Source organism: Streptomyces sp. NPDC004051 (genome assembly GCF_053604275.1).
Map to the genome: position 1 here is coordinate 95,231 of NZ_JBSGHG010000018.1, position 17,234 is coordinate 112,464.

Below are 17,234 nucleotides of genomic sequence, written 5' to 3' on the forward strand. Positions count from 1 at the left end.
GCTTATGGACGCGGGGTGACGGTGTCCCACATCGCTAGGGATTCGACATGCACAAACCGCAACAGATGCACCTGACCGTCCAGCTCATCGGCGGTACGGGCATCGAACAGGGCGCCTGGCGCTGGCCCGGGGACCGAGCGAACGCCTTCATCGACGTCGACGCCCTCGTCCGGGCGGCCCGGACCGCCGAGCGGGGCAAGCTCGACGCGATCTTCTTCGCCGACACCCCCGCCGTCACGGTGGACCTGGCGACGAGTTCACCGCAGGCGGCCCTCGACCCGGTCGTCGTGCTGACCGCCCTCGCCCGGGAGACCGAGCGCATCGGGCTGGTCGCCACCGCGTCCACGACGTTCAACCACGCCTACACCGTGGCCCGCCAGTTCCGCGCCCTGGACCTGGTCAGTAGCGGCCGGATCGGCTGGAACGCCGTCACCACCTCCCACCCCGCCGCCGCACTGAACTTCGGCGCCGAGATCCCCGACCGGGCCGAACGCTACGCGCACGCCGAGGAGTTCATCGCCTCGGTGATGGCGCTGTGGGGCAGCTGGCCCGAGGGCGCGCTGCTGCTGGACACCGAGAACGGGCGCTTCGCCGACACCGAACGGATCCGACCGGTGATGGCGCGCGGACGGCGCATGTTCTCGCGCGGCCCGTTGGGTCTGCCACCGTCCCCCCAGGGGCAGCCCGTCGTCTTCCAGGCCGGCGGCGGAGGCAACGGCCTGGCCCTCGCCGGTGCCTACGCGAACGCCGTCTACAACAACCCCTTCGATCTCTCCTCCGCCACCGCCCACTGGCAGGCGGTCCGGCGGGCCGCCGAGGCGTACGGCCGGAACCCGGACCACATGACGGTCTTCAACGGCATCGTCACCTCGGTCGCCTCCACCGAACGCGAGGCGCTCCAACGGCGCCGGGAGCTGGACGAACTCGGCGACCTGCCGTCCAAGGTGGCCTACCTCGGCACCCAGATCGGCGTCCCGCTGACCATGGACGACCTGGACGAGCCGGTCCACGAGGAACTGCTGCGCGACGCCCACGCCCACCCCGGCGATCCGCGCGCGCCGCTGGCCCTGCGCCTGGCGAAGGAGGGCTGGACGGTGCGCGACGTCATCGCCCACGGGCCCATCCAGTACCACCCGGTGGCCCTGGGCACCCCCGAGCAGATCGCCGACATGCTGCAGCACTGGTTCGAGGCCGGCATCGGCAACGGCTTCAACATCTCCCCCGACGCCGCCGACGGCGTGGCGGACTTCGTCGACCACGTGGTGCCGATCCTGCAGAAGCGCGGCGTGTTCCGCACCGAGTACGAAGGCACCACCCTGCGCGACCACCTGGGCATCCCTCACCAGAACGGACTGGCCGCGAACCACCCGGCCCTGCGCAGCGCCAAGGAGCCCCAGGCATGAAGCTCTCCCTCGTCGAACTCGGCACGGTCACCCCCGGCACGGACAAGACCACCGCTCTTCAGTCGGCCCTCGACGCAGCCCGCCAGGCCGAGGAGCTCGGCTACCACCGCATCTGGTACACCGAACACCACGGCACCCCCGGATTCGCCTCCCACGCCCCGGAGTTGCTCATCGCCCTGGCGGCGCGCGAGACGAACCGGATACGCGTCGGCTCGGGCGCGGTGCTGCTGAACCACTACAGCCCCTTCAAGGTCGCCGAGACCTTCCTGCAACTCGAAGCCCTCGCCCCCGGCAGGATCGACCTCGGACTCGGACGCGCCACCACCGGACCCGTGATCGACCTGGCGCTGCGCCGGGACCGCGCCGCACGGCCCGTGGACGACTTCGACGGGCAGGTCCAGGAGATCCTGGCCTACCTGCACGGCGCCTTCCCGGAGGAGCACCCCTTCGCGCAGATCGACGTCACGGCGGGCGTGGCCACGCGGCCCGACGTGTGGGTCCTGGGTTCCTCCGGTAGCAGCGCGCACCTGGCCGGACGGCTCGGCCTGGGCTATGCGTTCGCCGGGTTCATCAATCCCGCGCGGGCCGAGCAGGCTCTGCTGGGGCATCGCCACGCCTTCACCCCCACCGCGTTCGGGAGTACCGACCACCGCGCGATGCTCGCCGTCAACGTCGTCGTCGCGGACACCGACGCCGAGGCCCAGCGCCTCGTCTGGCCCACACGTGCCCTCTACGCCCGCCTCGGACGTATGGGGCCGTCCGCAACCGTCCCGACCGTGGCCGAGGCCGAACGGGAACTGAGCAAGGCGGAGAAGGACGCGCCGACGGTCATCCACGGCGGCCACTGGCCGCGCCAGCTGGCGGGCAGCCCCGAGATGGTGCGTGAGCAGCTCCAGCTGATGGCCGCCGCCACGGGCGCCCAGGAGATCATGGTTCAGGACATCATCCCCGACCCCGATGCCCGTGCGAAGTCCCGCGCCCTGCTCGCCGACGCGCTCGGTGTCACGCCGGCCGCTGCTTCGGACCGGGCGTGATCGCATCCGGCACTTGCGGCTCGGTTCCGGTGGAGATCGTGGGAACAGATCTTGCCTGCGAGGTCGATTGTTTGGACAGACCATGAGGCCGGGCTGGAGCGTGCTCGTGTCGGACAGCCGATTCTTACGTTGCGTCCCGGGGCCCGGCCGTACGGGGGGACTCGCCGGTGAGATGAGGCTCGACGTCCACGACACCTTCCACGGCGCGGACGAGCCGGACGGCCACCGAGATCAGCGAGGTGTCGTGGATGTGTCCGCGGAGCGTGACGACTCCCTCGTGCACGTTCACGTGAACGGCGTGGCTGAAGGCAGGGAAGAGGTAGGACACCACCGTGCGTCGCACCTCCTCCTCGATGTCCGCGTCCGGCCGCAGAAAGACTTTCAGCAGGTCGGCGCGGCTGACGATGCCCTGGAGCATGTCCAGGTCGTCGACCACGGGCAGCCGTTTGACGTGCTGGACGGCCATGGTCCTTGCCGCTTGGGCCAGGGTGGTGCCGGGGTGGATCGTGAGGGCGGGCGTACTCATGAGATCCCCGGCCGTCACCGCTCCGGCCTTGACGATGACGGACAGGCGCCGGCGCTGCTCGAGGAGGACCGGGTCGCTGTCGCGGAACTCCTCCTTGGGCAGCAGGTCGGCCTCGGAGACAATACCGATGACGCGCCGCTCTCCCTCGAGCACCGGCAGGGCACTGACCTGCCACTGCTCCATGGTCCGGACGATCTCCTTGAAGGATGCGTCGCGCCTGACGGCCACGACCGTTCGGGTCATCACATCGCTCACGATGTGCGGGGTTTCGGACACTGCGGACCTCCTGAAGAGGCGGAGGGTGATGCGCCTCGGGTTTCCTCGAGGCCCGCCCACGTGGTGCTGACCGAACCACGCTCACCCGGGGCCCAGACGGTCGACCACGTCGACCACGTCCTCGATCTCCCGGATCGCGTCCAGAAGTCCGGGCACGAGCGCCGGATCAAGCGTCCCGCTCACGGTGACGACCCCGTCCCCCACCGTCACGTCAACGGTGCCGGGGCTGACGAGGAGTTCGCGGCGCAGGATCCGGGACTCGATCTCCTCACGGATTTCGGTGTCGTCGCGGATGAGGGCCCTGAGCAGGTCGATGCGGCTGACCGCACCCACGAGCCGGCCCAGGTGGTCCATGACGGGCAAGCGCTTGAAGCGTCCGCGAGCGGCGGTCCAGGCGGCATCGGCCACCAGGTCGCCCGGATGGACGGTGACCGCCGGGTACGTCATGAGGGTGGCCGCGGTCTCGCCCCGGCTCTTCTCGTAGAGGTGGCGCTCGCGGAGCCTCCCGATGGGACCCGACCGGTGCGGGAGAGCCATGACGGCGGCCTTGGCGAGGAGGTCGGATTCGGAGACCACACCGATCACGTGGTCCTCGCGGTCCACCACGGGTACTGAACTCAGGTGTTCGCTGGAGAGGGTGCGGGCGACGTCCAGGAACGGTGTGTCGCCGGCGACCGAGACGGCCGGGACGTTCATGACGTCGCGTACACGTGGTGCCTGCGGTGCCCGGTCGCGGTCCTGCGGCTGGGCGGGGGCCGGGGCCGCCGGTGCTGCCGGGGATTCGCTAGTCCTCGCCTCCGCCGCCGAGACGGAGGCGAGAGCACCGAGATAGCGTCGCAGCAGATCCTGGCGGTCCTCTTCCTCCGGTGTCCAGGAGCGGCGCGGAACGGCGCCACGGGCTTCTCGCGCGGCGGCTCGACGTTCGTAGTCACTCACCGCAGCCTCCCGACAGAGCGGTCGGTCTCCTACGCGGTCAGTGTCGCATTGATCCCGGGCTCATGCCCTGTGCCCCGTAGCGGCTCACACGGCGCGACAGCGCCGACATGAGAGCGGAAACTTGGAACAGGGGCAGACGTGAGGGGAGCCCATGGCGGGATTCCGGGATTTCCTGACGCGTTTTCGCCGCCGGATGCCGCCTGGCCGTGCGGCCCCCGGGGGTGTGCCCGCGGATCGTTCAGCAGAGGCCGCCGCCGAACTGCAGCCGCCGTTCGCGCTGCTGGAGCGGGCGGAGGCCGAGGCACGGGCCGTGCGTGAGCGGGCTGCCCGGGACGCTGCGAGCGTGCGGGCCGAGGCCGCGCGGCAGGCCGAGGAGATTGTGGAGCAGGCACGTGCCCGCGCCCCCGAGGTGCGGGCGGAGGCCGCCGTCCGGGCACGCCGCTCCGCCGAGACCGAGGCGGCCGTGCTCCTCCGCGACGCCGAGCGGGAGGCGGCACGCGTATGCCGACAGGCTGCGGCACGCACACCCGCTCTTGTGGACCGTGTGGCCGCACTCGTCATCGAGGAACTCGGCACACTCGGCACAGGGGAAGACGTCCCCTCTCAGGCACTCACCAGGGACGGGCGGCCCAGGGAAGAGGGCCCGACGTGAGCGCCGGATGGGTGGCCGGGGCCACGCGGGCCCGGACCATGCGGTCGCGGTGCCTCGGCGCGACCGGCCTCCGGGAGGTGGCCTCCGCCCCGACGCTCGACGCCGCCCTGCGCTACCTGGGAGGCACGGCCTACCGGCGCGACCTCGCTCCCGGGATGTCGCTCGCCGAGGCCCAGCGGGCAGTCGCGGCGACACTGCTGTGGCACCTGCGTGTCCTCGCGGGCTGGCAGCCACGCGGCGGCGCGGCGGTGATCCGGATGCTGGCGGCAGGGTTCGAGATCTCCAACACCGAGGACCATCTCCGCAGCGTGTCCGGAGCGGCTCCCGCCCGGTCCCACCCGCCCTACGTCCTCGGCACGCTGGCGACGGCGTGGCCCCGGCTGTCCCGGACCGGAACGCCGGCTGGGCTCAGGGCCGAACTGGCCGCCTCCGTGTGGGGCGACCCCGGCGCCGACACGCCGGCCGCGGTAGCCACCGGGATGCGGGTCTCCGCCGCGGTGCGCACCGCTGACTCCGTACCCGAGGCCTCCCGTTGGGCAGCGGGACGGCTCGCTCTGCTGATCGCGCGCGAGGTGTTCCTCGTCGGCCGCCCGCTGACCGAACCCTCTGCCCGGACGGCCACCCGGCTGCTCGGGCGGGCGGCGGTCGCGGCCTCCTCGTTCGCAGACTTCCAGCGGCGGCTGCCGAAGCCCGCGCGCTGGGCACTGGACGGGCTCGACGCCGCTGAGGACCTGTGGCGGGCGGAGGCCCGATGGTGGGAACGGCTCGCCCGGGACGGCTCCGAGCTGCTGCGCGCATCCCGCCCCGGCTCCGGGCCGGTGGTGGGTGCGGTCACGGTGCTGTCCACGGACGCCTGGAGGGCACGCGGAGCATTGGAGCTGGCCGCGCGGGGCGGCGGATCGCCGGAGGCGCTCGATGCTCCGTCCTGATGCCATGGGCCCCGTTCGCATGCAGCGGGTGGCGGTAGTCGCCCCCCTGCACGCTGTGCGGGGGGCCCTGGTGCGCGTCGCAGAGGCGGGTTGTGTGGAGCTCGACAGTTCCGACGGCGCAGCGAGGGGTGAGGCGGCCGACCGCCTGCGGCGCCTGCGCTCCGGGCCCGCGAAAGCCGTCGTCAGCGCCAGTCCCCCCGACCTCGACGCCCTGGAGCGCGCGGGCCGGGCCGATCTGCTGGCGGGGGAGGCCCAGCTCGAGGAGCGGCTCTCCGGCGTGGTCCGGCACGGTGAGGTCGGGGCGCTCGCCGGCTGGTGCCCCGCCGCCGACGTGCCGGCGACCGCCGAGCGCCTGGCCGGTGCCGGGGCGGCGCTGGTGCCGCTGAAGGCACCACGCGGGGCCGACCCTCCGACCCTGCTGCGCGACACCGGCACGATACGCCGCTCGTTCACGCCGCTGGTGCGCACCTACGGGACGGTGCCCTACTCCGACCTCGATCCCACGGTGCCCGCGGGCCTCGTGTACGCGGTGATGTTCGGCGTCATGTTCGGCGACGCCGGACACGGTGCGCTGCTGCTCCTGGCCGGGCTCCTGCTGCGCGCCGGCCGCCCGCGCCGGGCGGCGCCGCTGCGTCCGCTGTGGCCGCTGGTGGCCGGTGCGGGACTGACCAGCACACTGGCCGGGTTGGCCTACGGCGAGTTCTTCGGCCCGACCGGCGTCCTGCCGGTGCTCTGGCTGAACCCGCTGGACGAGCCGATACGGCTGCTGGCCGCGGCCGTCGCGCTCGGCGCGGCCCTCCTGACGCTGGCGTACGGGGCCGGAGCAGTGAACCGCTGGAGGGAGAGCGGGCCGTCCGGCGCCCTCCACGCGGTGTCCGGCATCGCGGGAGGGGTGCTCTATCTCGGGCTCGTCGTGACTGCCGGAGCCACCTGGCTCGGCCGCTCGGGGTACGCCCTCGCCGGGGCGGGCATCGCGGCCACGGGGCTGGTTCTGGCCGGAACCGGAATGTACGCCGCCACCGTCGGCGGTCCGGGCGGCGTCGCCCAGACCGGTGTCCAGCTCTTCGACGCCGTCGTACGGATCGGCTCGAACCTTCTGTCCTTCGCGCGGCTGGCCGCCTTCGGGCTCACCCATGCCGCGCTCGGCGACATCGTGTGGCGCGGCACCACGGCGCTGGCGGGCGGGGGGCCTGCCGCACTCGTGGGGGCCGTGGCGCTCTTCCTCGTCGGCAATGGCCTGGCCTTCGCGCTGGAGGCGCTGGTCGCCGGGGTGCAGGCGCTGCGGCTGGAGTTCTACGAGCTGTTCTCCCGGGTCTTCGAGACACAGGGCCGGCCCTTCCGGCCCTGGAAGGTGCCCGTTCAACGCACGGAGGTGATGTCGTGATCGCCTGGCTCATCGCTCTTCCCGTCATCACGGTGGTCTGGCTCGTCACCCGGCTGCTGGTGCGCCGGTCCGCCCGCGCGGCCTTACGGCTGGTCCTGGCCGCCGACGCCTTCCTGTTCGCCGGGGCGCTCGCGCTGCTCGTGGTGGCCCTCGGCGGCGGGGACGCACGAGCCGCCGCCGCAGCCGAGACGGCGCAGAGTTCCGGATCCGGCGCCGCCGCACTGATCGGCGCCGCGATCGCGGTGGCCGGAGCTTCGATCGGGGCGTCGATCGCCGTGGCCTACACCGGCGCAGCGGCGCTGGCGGCGCTCAGCGAGCGGCCCGAGCTCTTCGGCCGGGCCATGGTCATCGTCGGCCTCGCCGAGGGCATCGCCATCTACGGCCTGGTCGTCGCGATCATCCTGATCGGAAAGGCCTGACATGGGACGCGTGGCCGCCATAGGCGAACAGATACGGGTGGCCGGATTCGCGCTGGCCGGAGTCGCCGTGCTCCTCGCGGAGGAACCGGACGCCGTGCGGGCGGCGTGGCGGACCCTTCCCGAGGACGTGGAACTGGTGATCCTCACCCCGGCGGCGGCCGACGCGCTCGGCCCGGAGCCGTCGGAGGCCACCGCGCCGCTGTCTGCGGTGATGCCACCATGAGGACGCCTGCCCCGGACCGGGTCGAGGGCGCACTCGACCCGGTCCGTGCCGAGCTGCTGCGGGCCGCCCGGGCAGAGGCCGCCGACCTGCTGGCCCGAGCCGACCGGGACGCCACGGCGCTCCTCGAACGCGCCCGCGCCGAGGCCCGCGCCCTGCTGGAGGACGCCCACCGCGAGGGGGAGGCCCAAGGAGCCGCTGCCGGACGGGTCGTACGCGCGCGGGCCCGGCGAACGGCGAGGACGCGTGAACTGACCGCCCGCAGGGAGGCGTACGAGGAACTGGGCCGCCGTGCCACCGCCCACGTCCGGAAACTGCGGCACACGGCCGACTACCCGTTGCTGCTGGAACGGCTGACCCGGCACGCGCGCCGACTCCTGGGACCGGACGCCGAGACGACCGTGCACTCCGGCGGGGGCCTGGTCGCCCACGCCGCAGGCCGACGGGTCGACTGCACCCTCGATGCCCTGGCCGCGCGGGCGCTGGACCGGCTCGGGGCGGAGGTGGAGAGTTTGTGGGCGCCGTGAACACCGACCCCACCGTGCGGATTCTGCGGGTCGCCGGACCGCTGGTCGAGGCGGAGTACACCGGCGGCACGGCGATGCACGACCTGGTCTTCCTCGGCGAGGCGGGGCTGCCCGGCGAGGTGGTCGCGATCAGCGGTGGCACCGTCACCGTCCAGGTGTACGAGTACACGGGCGGGCTCGCCCCCGGAGACCCCGCACGGCCGGGCGCGGGGCCGCTCTCCGCACGGCTCGGCCCCGGGCTGCTCGGAGGCGTCTTCGACGGCCTGCTCCGGCCGCTCTCCGATGCGGGCGACCGGCTGGTTCCCGGCACGAACCGGTCCGCCGGTGAGGAGCGCGACTGGCCGTTCGTCCCCGGCGTGGAGGAGGGGGCACGGGTCGCGGAGGGCGAGGCGCTGGGGGAGGTGCGAGGGGCGGGACCGGTCCGCGTGCGGGTGCTCGTACCGCCGGGCGTCACGGGCGTGGTGGAGCGGATCGCGCCGGAGGGAACCCGTCCGCAGGACGCGGTCGTGGCCCGGGTCGACGGCACCGACGTACGCATCGGCACCACCTGGCCCGTACGCCGCCCGCGGCCCGTGCGTGAGCGCGGGGGAGAGCCGGAGGCCCTGAGCACCGGGCAGCGCGTGATCGACCTGCTCTTTCCCGTCGCCCGCGGCGGCACGGTCGCCGTCCCCGGCGGCTTCGGCACCGGGAAGACCATGCTGCTGCAGCAGATCGCCAAGTGGTGCGACGCCGACGTGATCGTCTACGTGGGCTGCGGTGAGCGCGGCAACGAGATGGCGGACGTCATCGCCGAGCTCCCCGAACTGGAGGACCCCCGGACCGGCGGACGGCTCGCCGACCGGACCGTGACCATCGCCAACACCTCCAACATGCCGATGATGGCCCGTGAGGCGAGCATCCACACCGGGACCACGGTCGCCGAGTACTTCCGGGACATGGGGCTCGACGTCGTGGTCATCGCCGACTCGACCTCCCGGTGGGCCGAGGCGCTGCGCGAGTTCGCCTCCCGCACCGGCGAACTGCCCGCCGAGGAGGGGTATCCGGCGGGGCTCGCCTCGGCGATCGCCGCGTTCTACGAGCGTGCGGGAGCCGTGACCACACTCGGCGGCGAACGCGGCTCGGTCACCGTGATCGGCGCGGTCTCCCCACCGGGCGGTGACATGACCGAACCGGTCACCGCCCACACCGAACGGTTCGTGCGTTGCCTGTGGTCACTGGACCGCGACCTCGCCTACGCCCGGCACTACCCGGCCCTGTCCTGGTCGGGGTCGTTCTCCCGTGACGCGGCGGCCCTCACCGCCCGGCAGGCGGCGGACGACCCGGCCCGGCCCGCGCGGCGCGCACGCGTGGCCGCCCTGCTCGCCGAGGCGGACCGGCTGGCCGCTCTCGTCGATCTGATCGGCATCACCGCACTGCCCGACCGGGAACGTGTCGGCGTTCTCGCCGGACGGCTCGTCCGCGAGGGCCTCCTCCAGCAGAGCGCCCTGTCGGCAGAGGACGCCTACTGCGGCGCCGACAAGACCGCCGCACTGGTCGACGCGGTGCTCGCGGTGGTCGACCGGTGCCGGGAACTCGTCGACTCCGGCACCCCCGCGGCCGTCCTCGAGGACGTGGACTTCGGTCCGGTGCTCCGGGCCCGCGAGGAGGTCGGCCCGCACGACACCGAGGGCGTGCGGGCACGACGGGACGCCCTGCTCACCCGGCTGCGGGAGGTGCGGTGACATGAGCCGCGGGGACGGAGGCGACCGGCCGTGACCCTGTGGGGCGATGTCGAGTACACGGCCGTCCGCGAACTGCGCGGTCCGCTCGCCGTCCTCGAAGGAGTCGAAGGCGTCGGCTACGACGAGTTCGCCCGGATCACGCTGGAGAGCGGCGAACAGCGGCACGGACTCGTCCTGGAAGTGGACCGGGACCTCGCCGTGGTGCAGGTCCTGGAGGACACCACCGGCATGGACCCGCGAGGCACCCGCGTGGCTTTCACCGGAGGGCCGCTGCGCATTCCGATCGGTCCCGCCTGGCTGGGCCGGGTCTGCAACGGGCGCGGCGAGCCGGTCGACGGAGGGCCTCCGGTCTTCGGACGGACCAGCGCCCCCGTGGGCGGCGACCCCCTCAATCCCGTACGGCGTGAGCCGCCGTCCGAGCCGGTCCTCACCGGTGTCGGCGTGGTCGACGCGCTGACCACCCTGGTGCGCGGGCAGAAGCTCCCGGTGTTCTCCGCCGCCGGACTGCCCCATCTGGAACTGGCGGCCCAGATCGCGGCCCAGGCCACCGCCGGCGGTGAGCCGTTCAGCGTGGTCTTCGCCGGCATGGGACTCACCCACCCGGACGCCTCCTTCGTCCGGGACGCGCTGGAGGAGCGCTCCGCCACCGGCGACCTCGTGCTGTTGCTCAACACCGCCGACGACCCCGTCATCGAACGGATCCTCACCCCGCGCCTCGCCCTGACCGTCGCCGAGGACCTCGCCTTCACCGGCGGGCGGCACGTCCTCGTCGTCATGACCGACATGACCAGCTACGCGGAGGCCCTGCGCGAGGTCTCGGCGGCGCGCGGCGAGGTCCCGGCCCGCCGTGCCTACCCCGGCTACCTCTACAGCGATCTCGCCTCTCTCTACGAGCGCTGCGGCCGGCTCCGCGGACGGCCCGGCTCGGTGACCGTCCTGCCCGTCCTGACCATGCCCGCCGGTGACATCACCCACCCCGTTCCGGACCTGACCGGCTACATCACCGAGGGCCAGATCGTCCTCTCCCGCGAGACGCACGCCTTGGGCGTGTACCCGCCCGTGGACGCCCTTTCCTCACTGTCCCGCCTGATGCGCAAGGGGGCTGGATCGGGCCGTACCCGCGCCGACCACCTCGACGTCGCCGCGCAACTCCTGGCAGCCCTCGCCCGGGCCCGGCAGGTCCGTGAACTCGCCGACCTGGTCGGCCGGTCGGCGCTGAGCCCGGCCGACCGCCGCCATCTGGTCTTCGAGGGGGCATTCCTGCGCAGTTTCGTGAACCAGTCGAGCGACGCGTCGCGTCCCCTGGAGCAGACGCTGGAGGACGCCTGGCAGGTGCTGTTGACGCTGCCGCGCAGCCAGCTCTCCATGCTGCCCGCCGCCCTGCTCGACGAGCACGGCGCGCGGGAGGGGCCGGGAGACCAGGACGAAGGGGCCGATACGCCCGGGGAGGAGGGGACGCTCCCATGACGGCTCCGTCCCGGATCCCGCCCTCACGCGCCGGGCGTCTGTACCTGCGGCACCGTCTGACGGTCGCCCGCCGGGGCGCCGACCTCCTCGAACAGAAGCTGCGCATCCTGGGCTCCCGCCACGAGCTCCTGCGCCGCGCCGAGGAGAGCGGTGCCCGACGCTGGCACGACAGTGCGGAGGAAGCCGACATGTGGCTGCTGAGAGCGGTCCTGCTCGGCGGCGAACCCGCGCTCGACGGCGCGGCCGCCGGAGTCGGCCCGGCAAGCATCACGATCGTCGAAACCGTCACCATGGGGGTTCGTCATCCGTCCGAGGCCACCTGTTCCGTGCCCGACCGCACGCCCACCTCGGCCCCACCCGCCAACACGGCCCTGAACCATGTGGAGACCGCCTTCCGTGAGGCACTGCGAGCGGCAGCCGAGTACGCCGTAGCCCGGGAGGCCAGGAGGACCGTCGAGGCCGAACTGACACGTACCCGCCGACGTGCCCGAGCTCTGCGACGACACTGGACACCCCGCCTCGAGTCAGCGCTCGCCCGCGTCGAACTCGCCCTGGAGCAGGCCGAGCACGAGGACGCGGTGAGGCGCCGCTGGGCGGCTCGTACCCGGGAGGGCGGCGGAGCGCACGGTGAGTGAGAAGGGCCGCGACGGCCGAGCCCGGCTCGCACGGTCGTCCCCGCTTCCCCACAATGGTGCTGTAACCGATGCGACCCGGCAGGGGTGTCATATCCGAGCAGCCGGACCGCCCACCGGAACGGAGAGGCGACATGCACCACCGCACGGTCGCAGAGCTCATGACCCGGAACGTGGTCCGGGCACCGCGTGACATGCCGTTCAAGGAAATCGTCAGACTGCTGGAGGACAACGACATCACCGCCGTACCGGTGGTGGACGAACTGGACCGGCCCATGGGCGTGGTGTCCGAGGCCGATCTGCTGCGCAAGTCCTCCGCCCAGCCCGACCCGTCCGGGCGGACGCCGATCCCGCACCTCGAGGCGTGGGAGCGGGCCAAGGCCGAGGGCACCCGTGCCGAGGAGCTCATGTCGGCCCCTGCCGTGTGCGCGCGTCCCGAGTGGACCGTGGTCGAGGCGGCCCGCCTCATGGCGGTGCAGAACGTCAAGCGACTGCCCGTGGTGGACGAGACCGACCGGCTTCAGGGCATCGTCAGCCGGAGCGACCTGCTCCGGATCTTCCTGCGCCGCGACGACGCCATCCACGACGAGATCACCGGGGACGTTCTGCGGCGGACGCTGGGCCCTGCCGCCGATCAGGTCACGGTCGAGGTGCACGAGGGGAAGGTGACCCTCGGCGGGTCCATCGAGGTCAAGATGATGATCCCCGTCATCGAGCGGTTGTGCAGGAGTGTCGACGGCGTGGTATCGGTCTCCGAGCACATCGCGTCCCGCACGGACGACCCCCGACGCTTCCCCACCGGCGCATAGCCTGCGACCCGTCCGTGGATCACGTGTCGGCGTGCCGACCGGTCCAGGGGCATGGTGCGCTGTTGCCACTTCAACGGCACGCTTTCTTCTCGCCGACACGGGTGCGCAGGTTGCGGAACCGGCGGGTCTGCATGATGAGGTGCGCCGGTTCCCCGAGCAGCACGTCGAACGGTCGGGTGAGCCACCGGGGGCGGCCCTGTCCGCGGGTACGGACCACGAGACGCGTTCCGCCGTCGGGAGACCGCCTAAGGGGGAAGCCCCAGAGTCCCGTCATGCGTGCCCACGGCAGGGGGCCCGGTCCCGGGGCGAAGGAGCGGCCGGAGGCCAGGTTCAGCTCCGAACGCAGCACCAGCGTCCGGTTCGGCTCCGGACGGGCCACGGTGAACCAGGACCGGCCGTCCCGGGTCGTGAGCAGCCGCTGTCCCTCCGTCAGGTTCTGCCACTCGGGCACGATGCGGTCCGCGCTGGGTGCCCCGTACCGGTCCAGGCGATCCCAGCTGTACCACCCCGCGCGGTCGTAGCCCATCTGTACCAGCCACGGTCAGACCCTCTCGGGCGGCGTGGGAAGCGTCGTCGCCATGACCGAGGAACCGTCGGCTTCGGGGAAGAACCCGTCGCCGGGGCAGGCGCGTCCGGTCTCGTCTTCGGTCGCGCCCCAGGTCAGCAGCCGCAGCCGGATCCACAGTGCGTACAGCGTCGACGCGGCGGAGACCACCACCGGCGGAAGCAGCCGAGTTGCCGACCACTGCCGGCACGCCTGCTTCGCGGACATCGAATCCTCCTCGGTCCTCGAAGGGTGCACGGAGCCGTGGGGAGAAGCGGCAGCCGGGGTTCAGCCTTTGGCGAGAGGGCCGGAGTGCAGCGTACTCAGACGACGCCGGGGTGCGGGACAGTGAGGGCGAAGGAACACGCGATACAAGATATGCGAAAAAAATTTCACGTAAATGTTGACGTGCTTTCTGGTCGGCGGAGATGCTGGAAGCGCCCCTCCTCCCTCTTCCGGAAGGCGCGACGGTCATGAACTCCCTCCGCCTGAACTCCTCGCACAGCGCGGATGTCGCTCCCGCAGTCGCGCGCCGTCGGTTCCCGGTGGCCGCGGTGCTGGCCGATCGCCTCGATGACGCCCCGGTCGTGGAGGCCGCCGTTCGGCTTGCCGCCCGGCGGGGTGCGCCGCTGCTGCTGATCGCGGTACTGCCTGCGCCGCCGCCCTGGGCCAAAGCGCTCCGCCCGGACGGGGCGGCGGCCCGCGCGGTGCTCGGGCGGGCCCTGCCGCGCCTGGCCCGGGCCGGGATCGCCCACCGATCCGCCGTCTTCCATCCTCCCGCCGGGCGGGGCGGGCGGCTGTGCGCGGCGAAGGGCCTGCTGGAGGTGGCCATCGCTCATGGCTGCTCGCAACTGGTCGTCTCGCGCAGCGGGCCGGCGGGGTTGGACGCGTGCACGGTGATGGAGGCGGCCGTCATCCGCGGTGGCCCGTTCATCCATGCGGCTCCCCCGGTGCCCTGGGTGCCGCTGGTCGCCCCCTGCTCTCCCGCCTGACGGCCGCACCGAGCCGCCGGAGGATCGTCGCCGGCCAAGGTGTCGGCCCCGGTCGGCGCACCACGGGGAAGGGCGGCCGGGATCGATGCCGCACACCCTGGCGCCGCTTCGGCCTGCCCTGCGGGCGGCTACGGGGCGGCGTGCTCGGGTTCGGTGGCGGGGGTCTCCTCGCGGTGCAGGAAGGTGGCCAGGAGGTCGCCGACGGGGTGGTCGGCCTCGGTGGGGTGGCGCAGGGCGACGGTGGGGTCGATGGTGTAGCGGTTGCGGCGGCCGATGCGAGTGCGGGTGAGGTATCCGGCGGCTTCGAGGTCGGCGACGATCAGCTGCACGGCGCGTTCGGTGATGCCGATCAGGTCGGCGACGTCCCGCAGCCGGGTTTCGGGGTCGCGGGCGAGGGCGATCAGGACGCGGGCGTGGTTGGTCAGGAACGTCCACTGGTCGCCGCGCGCGGAGGAGGGCTGACTCATGACCCTCATCATACGAACCCGGCTTCGCATAACCAAGGTTCTTTCGTGAAAGACGATTCACGAAAAGATATTCGCGTAATCCTTGACGGGTATCAAGGTGCCGGGTGACGCTGGGCACATACCCACCTTTTCCCTTCGACTTCGCGGAAGGGGGTCACGATGTCCCCCCAGACCTCCACCCCGATGACCTCCACCCCGATCCTGAGCCATCGCACGGCCACCGGCGCGCCCGTGCCGCCGGTCTCCCTGGCGCATCCGGTGACCGTGTCGCCGACCGACCGTCCCGATGACCTCGCCGTGGTGGACGCAGCCGTCCGTCTGGCCGCCCCTCCGCAAGGCTCCGGTGCTGCTGGTCGCCGTCCTGCCTGCTCAGCGGCAGGGCCCGGCCCGGGCCGGTGCGGACGCGCACAGCCTGATCGAAGCCTCAAGCCTGCACGGCGGGCCGTTCGTGTACGCGGTCGCCCCTGCCCACTGGACGGTGCCCGTCGCCGGATCCGGCCCGGGGTCGGCCGAGCTGTCGCCCACCGGGGTGCGCAACGTGTGGGCGCCGGCCCAGCGGCGCCTCCCGCACCGCCCGGCCGGTGCGGGAGGCGTGACGGACGGCCCGACCGCGTGGGCGCCGTGGTGGCTGCCGACGCTGGTGGACCTGGTCGTCAGCGGAGTGTGTCGCCCTCACGATGCGTCCGCGCCGCCGTACCACCGCAGCCGGGCGACCCGCATGACCGGGGAGGTGAGCGCCTATGTGAACCGGTGGCCCGGGCCCGGCTCCCCTCCGTAACCCGCCAGGGCCCGGCACCCGCCCCCCTTCTCCTGTCCTTTCGAACCCCTCCGAGGAAGCCGAGCCATCATGAATGAGCTGTCGCTCACCGTCCCGCTGTGGGTGTGGGCCGCGGTCACCCTCGTGATCGCCGTCATGCTCGCCGTCGACCTCATCGCCCACCGCGACAACCACGTGATCGGCTTCAAGGAAGCGGCCATCTGGTCCGCGGTGTGGATCGCCTTCGGCCTCGCCTTCGGCCTGGTCCTCCTGGCCTGGCAGGGCGGGGAGGTGTCCTCCACCTACTACGCCGGCTACCTGATCGAAAAGGCGCTGTCCATCGACAACGTCTTCGTCTTCGCGCTGGTCTTCTCGTTCTTCGCCGTGCCCGACACCTACCAGCACAAGGTCCTGTTCTGGGGCGTCATCGGCGCCTTGGTCTTCCGGCTGGTGTTCATCTTCGTCGGCGCGGAACTGCTCCAGTTGTTCTTCTGGACCGCCTACCTGTTCGGCGCGTTCCTGATCTGGACCGGCTACAAGATGGCCGTCTCCAAGGACGAGGAAGTCCACCCCGACCGCAACCCCGTGGTCCGCTTGGTCAAGAAGATCATCCCCACCGACCCGACGTACCACGACGGACGCTTCTTCACGAAGATCAACGGACGCCGGGTGGCCACGCTGCTGTTCGTGGCGCTGGTCGCGATCGAGGCCACCGACCTGATCTTCGCCGTCGACTCCGTCGCCGCGATCCTGGCGATCACCACCAACACCTTCCTGGTGTGGACCGCCAACGCCTTCGCCGTCCTCGGCCTGCGCAGCCTGTACTTCTGCCTCGCCGGACTGCTGCGCCGCTTCACCTACCTGCACTACGGCCTCGCCGTGCTGCTGGTCTTCGCCGGCGTCAAGCTCATCCTCTCCGAGACCCCCGTCGGCAAGCTGCCCCTCCCGCTCACCTTGGGCGTCATCGTCGTCACCATCACCGTCTCCATCGGCTGGTCGCTGATTGCCACCCGCGGCCAGAACGGCGACACCACGACCGACGCCGGCAGCCCGGCCCCGGACGACGCCGACCGCACCCCGGCCGACGCAGCCGCGCGCCGGCCCCCGGGCACCGCCTGAGCCGACCACCTCAGGGCGAGTGCATCGGCTCGGGTGTGACACGGCGGGTGCCCGCCTGGTCCACCGTTCCCCTCCGTGGTGACGGAGCAGGCATCGGAGCGCTCAGCACGGCACGGCTCGTGCAGCGGGGCGCGGTCCGGTCCGGGGACACCGAGGCAGCCGCCGTCGTCGAGCGACTGGCCCGCACCGCATCCGGACCGTGCGTTTCGGCCACGAGCGGGCAGCGCCGGCAGCGCCCGGTGAGCACGTAGGCGGCGCTGATCGGCCTGCGCCCATTCCACGAGGCCCGCCTCTCCACCGAAGGGTGGGCAGTTCTGTCACGGGCCGGTGCCGCGGTCACTCGGGTGGAGCGGCACCGCTCGGCCCCTGGGGCCCATCGGCCCGAGACCGGGACCTGCGATCACTGCACCGTGACGTGCC

Annotated in this window: 20 protein-coding genes; 15 read left to right on the forward strand and 5 right to left on the reverse strand. The window is 72.4% G+C overall.

Translation table 11 applies throughout. From position 1 onward, the window contains the following. Positions 1-47: 47 nt before the first annotated feature. Both ACWEQO_RS20050 and ACWEQO_RS20055 read left to right on the forward strand, forming a co-directional pair. Complete coding sequence (locus ACWEQO_RS20050; protein ID WP_452984667.1) at positions 48-1,403, forward strand: NtaA/DmoA family FMN-dependent monooxygenase; 1,356 nt, start codon at positions 48-50, stop codon at positions 1,401-1,403. Then, positions 1,400-2,437 (forward strand): LLM class flavin-dependent oxidoreductase, encoded by a 1,038-nt coding sequence (locus ACWEQO_RS20055; RefSeq protein WP_452984668.1) that lies wholly within the window; start codon positions 1,400-1,402, stop codon positions 2,435-2,437. Before ACWEQO_RS20050 ends, ACWEQO_RS20055 begins: the two co-directional genes overlap by 4 nt. Positions 2,438-2,561: 124 nt before the next feature. Here ACWEQO_RS20055 and ACWEQO_RS20060 read toward each other — a convergent pair whose 3' ends face one another. Continuing rightward, on the reverse strand, positions 2,562-3,239 hold the full coding sequence (locus tag ACWEQO_RS20060) for a CBS domain-containing protein (protein WP_361461395.1): 678 nt from the start codon (positions 3,237-3,239) through the stop codon (positions 2,562-2,564). A gap of 81 nt (positions 3,240-3,320) precedes the next feature. Further along, positions 3,321-3,935 carry a CBS domain-containing protein gene (locus tag ACWEQO_RS20065; RefSeq protein ID WP_452984669.1) on the reverse strand — a complete coding sequence of 205 codons (615 nt, stop codon included), beginning with the start codon at positions 3,933-3,935 and terminating at the stop codon, positions 3,321-3,323. A 463-nt stretch (positions 3,936-4,398) separates the two neighbouring features. Between ACWEQO_RS20065 and ACWEQO_RS20070 the strand changes: the two genes are divergently transcribed. The 10 genes from ACWEQO_RS20070 (at position 4,399) to ACWEQO_RS20115 (ending at position 12,935) form a co-directional block, all read left to right on the forward strand. After that, entirely contained in the window at positions 4,399-4,827 is a 429-nt protein-coding gene (locus tag ACWEQO_RS20070) for a hypothetical protein (protein ID WP_452984670.1), read from the forward strand. After that, the gene (locus ACWEQO_RS20075) at positions 4,824-5,756 is read left to right on the forward strand and encodes a hypothetical protein (RefSeq protein WP_452984671.1); all 933 of its coding nucleotides are present in this window, start codon (positions 4,824-4,826) and stop codon (positions 5,754-5,756) included. The genes ACWEQO_RS20070 and ACWEQO_RS20075 overlap by 4 nt, the downstream gene beginning before the upstream one ends. 94 nt (positions 5,757-5,850) lie before the next feature. Further along, the gene (locus tag ACWEQO_RS20080; protein ID WP_361461384.1) at positions 5,851-7,140 is read left to right on the forward strand and encodes a V-type ATPase 116kDa subunit family protein; all 1,290 of its coding nucleotides are present in this window, start codon (positions 5,851-5,853) and stop codon (positions 7,138-7,140) included. After that, positions 7,137-7,559: an ATP synthase subunit C gene (locus ACWEQO_RS20085; protein WP_361461381.1), complete on the forward strand. Its 423-nt coding sequence runs from the start codon at positions 7,137-7,139 to the stop codon at positions 7,557-7,559. Before ACWEQO_RS20080 ends, ACWEQO_RS20085 begins: the two co-directional genes overlap by 4 nt. 1 nt (position 7,560) lies before the next feature. Further along, positions 7,561-7,782 (forward strand): V-type ATP synthase subunit F, encoded by a 222-nt coding sequence (locus ACWEQO_RS20090; protein WP_452984672.1) that lies wholly within the window; start codon positions 7,561-7,563, stop codon positions 7,780-7,782. Further along, positions 7,779-8,306 carry a hypothetical protein gene (locus ACWEQO_RS20095; RefSeq protein ID WP_452984673.1) on the forward strand — a complete coding sequence of 176 codons (528 nt, stop codon included), beginning with the start codon at positions 7,779-7,781 and terminating at the stop codon, positions 8,304-8,306. The genes ACWEQO_RS20090 and ACWEQO_RS20095 overlap by 4 nt, the downstream gene beginning before the upstream one ends. Continuing rightward, positions 8,294-10,027, forward strand: coding sequence for a V-type ATP synthase subunit A (locus ACWEQO_RS20100; protein ID WP_452984674.1), 1,734 nt, complete (start codon positions 8,294-8,296; stop codon positions 10,025-10,027). Before ACWEQO_RS20095 ends, ACWEQO_RS20100 begins: the two co-directional genes overlap by 13 nt. Positions 10,028-10,057: 30 nt before the next feature. Continuing rightward, positions 10,058-11,494, forward strand: a complete 1,437-nt coding sequence (locus ACWEQO_RS20105; RefSeq protein WP_452984675.1) for a V-type ATP synthase subunit B — start codon at positions 10,058-10,060, stop codon at positions 11,492-11,494. Next, entirely contained in the window at positions 11,491-12,129 is a 639-nt protein-coding gene (locus ACWEQO_RS20110) for a V-type ATP synthase subunit D (RefSeq protein ID WP_452984676.1), read from the forward strand. Before ACWEQO_RS20105 ends, ACWEQO_RS20110 begins: the two co-directional genes overlap by 4 nt. Before the next feature lie 131 nt (positions 12,130-12,260). Continuing rightward, a complete protein-coding gene (locus tag ACWEQO_RS20115; protein ID WP_452984677.1) occupies positions 12,261-12,935 on the forward strand; it encodes a CBS domain-containing protein in 675 nt (224 codons plus the stop codon). A gap of 70 nt (positions 12,936-13,005) precedes the next feature. Here the strand turns inward: ACWEQO_RS20115 and ACWEQO_RS20120 are convergent, their stop codons facing one another. Together ACWEQO_RS20120 and ACWEQO_RS20125 are read right to left on the reverse strand one after the other, a co-directional pair. Continuing rightward, positions 13,006-13,461 carry a hypothetical protein gene (locus ACWEQO_RS20120; RefSeq protein ID WP_452984678.1) on the reverse strand — a complete coding sequence of 152 codons (456 nt, stop codon included), beginning with the start codon at positions 13,459-13,461 and terminating at the stop codon, positions 13,006-13,008. Between the two features lie 15 nt (positions 13,462-13,476). Continuing rightward, a complete protein-coding gene (locus ACWEQO_RS20125) occupies positions 13,477-13,707 on the reverse strand; it encodes a hypothetical protein (protein ID WP_452984679.1) in 231 nt (76 codons plus the stop codon). A 245-nt stretch (positions 13,708-13,952) separates the two neighbouring features. Here ACWEQO_RS20125 and ACWEQO_RS20130 point away from each other — a divergent pair, with 245 nt between their 5' ends. Continuing rightward, entirely contained in the window at positions 13,953-14,471 is a 519-nt protein-coding gene (locus tag ACWEQO_RS20130; protein ID WP_452984680.1) for a universal stress protein, read from the forward strand. 128 nt (positions 14,472-14,599) lie between these two features. On the opposite strand, the gene ACWEQO_RS20135 is transcribed toward ACWEQO_RS20130, so the two are convergent. After that, positions 14,600-14,938, reverse strand: a complete 339-nt coding sequence (locus ACWEQO_RS20135; RefSeq protein ID WP_361461356.1) for a helix-turn-helix transcriptional regulator — start codon at positions 14,936-14,938, stop codon at positions 14,600-14,602. A gap of 286 nt (positions 14,939-15,224) precedes the next feature. On the opposite strand from ACWEQO_RS20135, the gene ACWEQO_RS20140 reads away from it, so the two are divergent. Further along, positions 15,225-15,716 (forward strand): hypothetical protein, encoded by a 492-nt coding sequence (locus tag ACWEQO_RS20140; protein WP_452984681.1) that lies wholly within the window; start codon positions 15,225-15,227, stop codon positions 15,714-15,716. A gap of 69 nt (positions 15,717-15,785) precedes the next feature. Further along, on the forward strand, positions 15,786-16,814 hold the full coding sequence (locus ACWEQO_RS20145; RefSeq protein WP_361461351.1) for a TerC family protein: 1,029 nt from the start codon (positions 15,786-15,788) through the stop codon (positions 16,812-16,814). The last annotated feature ends 420 nt before the right edge of the window (positions 16,815-17,234 follow it).

Excerpts from the sequence above, each read along its gene's own strand:
- ACWEQO_RS20055 (WP_452984668.1), top strand. The coding sequence starts at position 1,400 with ATGAAGCTCTCCCTCGTCGAACTCGGCACGGTCACCCCCGGCACGGAC.
- ACWEQO_RS20120 (WP_452984678.1), bottom strand. The coding sequence starts at position 13,461 with ATGGGCTACGACCGCGCGGGGTGGTACAGCTGGGATCGCCTGGACCGG.
- ACWEQO_RS20090 (WP_452984672.1), top strand. The coding sequence starts at position 7,561 with ATGGGACGCGTGGCCGCCATAGGCGAACAGATACGGGTGGCCGGATTC.
- ACWEQO_RS20135 (WP_361461356.1), bottom strand. The coding sequence starts at position 14,938 with ATGAGTCAGCCCTCCTCCGCGCGCGGCGACCAGTGGACGTTCCTGACC.
- ACWEQO_RS20145 (WP_361461351.1), top strand. The coding sequence starts at position 15,786 with ATGAATGAGCTGTCGCTCACCGTCCCGCTGTGGGTGTGGGCCGCGGTC.
- ACWEQO_RS20110 (WP_452984676.1), top strand. The coding sequence starts at position 11,491 with ATGACGGCTCCGTCCCGGATCCCGCCCTCACGCGCCGGGCGTCTGTAC.
- ACWEQO_RS20125 (WP_452984679.1), bottom strand. The coding sequence starts at position 13,707 with ATGTCCGCGAAGCAGGCGTGCCGGCAGTGGTCGGCAACTCGGCTGCTT.
- ACWEQO_RS20095 (WP_452984673.1), top strand. The coding sequence starts at position 7,779 with ATGAGGACGCCTGCCCCGGACCGGGTCGAGGGCGCACTCGACCCGGTC.
- ACWEQO_RS20130 (WP_452984680.1), top strand. The coding sequence starts at position 13,953 with ATGAACTCCCTCCGCCTGAACTCCTCGCACAGCGCGGATGTCGCTCCC.
- ACWEQO_RS20140 (WP_452984681.1), top strand. The coding sequence starts at position 15,225 with ATGACCTCGCCGTGGTGGACGCAGCCGTCCGTCTGGCCGCCCCTCCGC.
- ACWEQO_RS20050 (WP_452984667.1), top strand. The coding sequence starts at position 48 with ATGCACAAACCGCAACAGATGCACCTGACCGTCCAGCTCATCGGCGGT.
- ACWEQO_RS20065 (WP_452984669.1), bottom strand. The coding sequence starts at position 3,935 with ATGAACGTCCCGGCCGTCTCGGTCGCCGGCGACACACCGTTCCTGGAC.
- ACWEQO_RS20115 (WP_452984677.1), top strand. The coding sequence starts at position 12,261 with ATGCACCACCGCACGGTCGCAGAGCTCATGACCCGGAACGTGGTCCGG.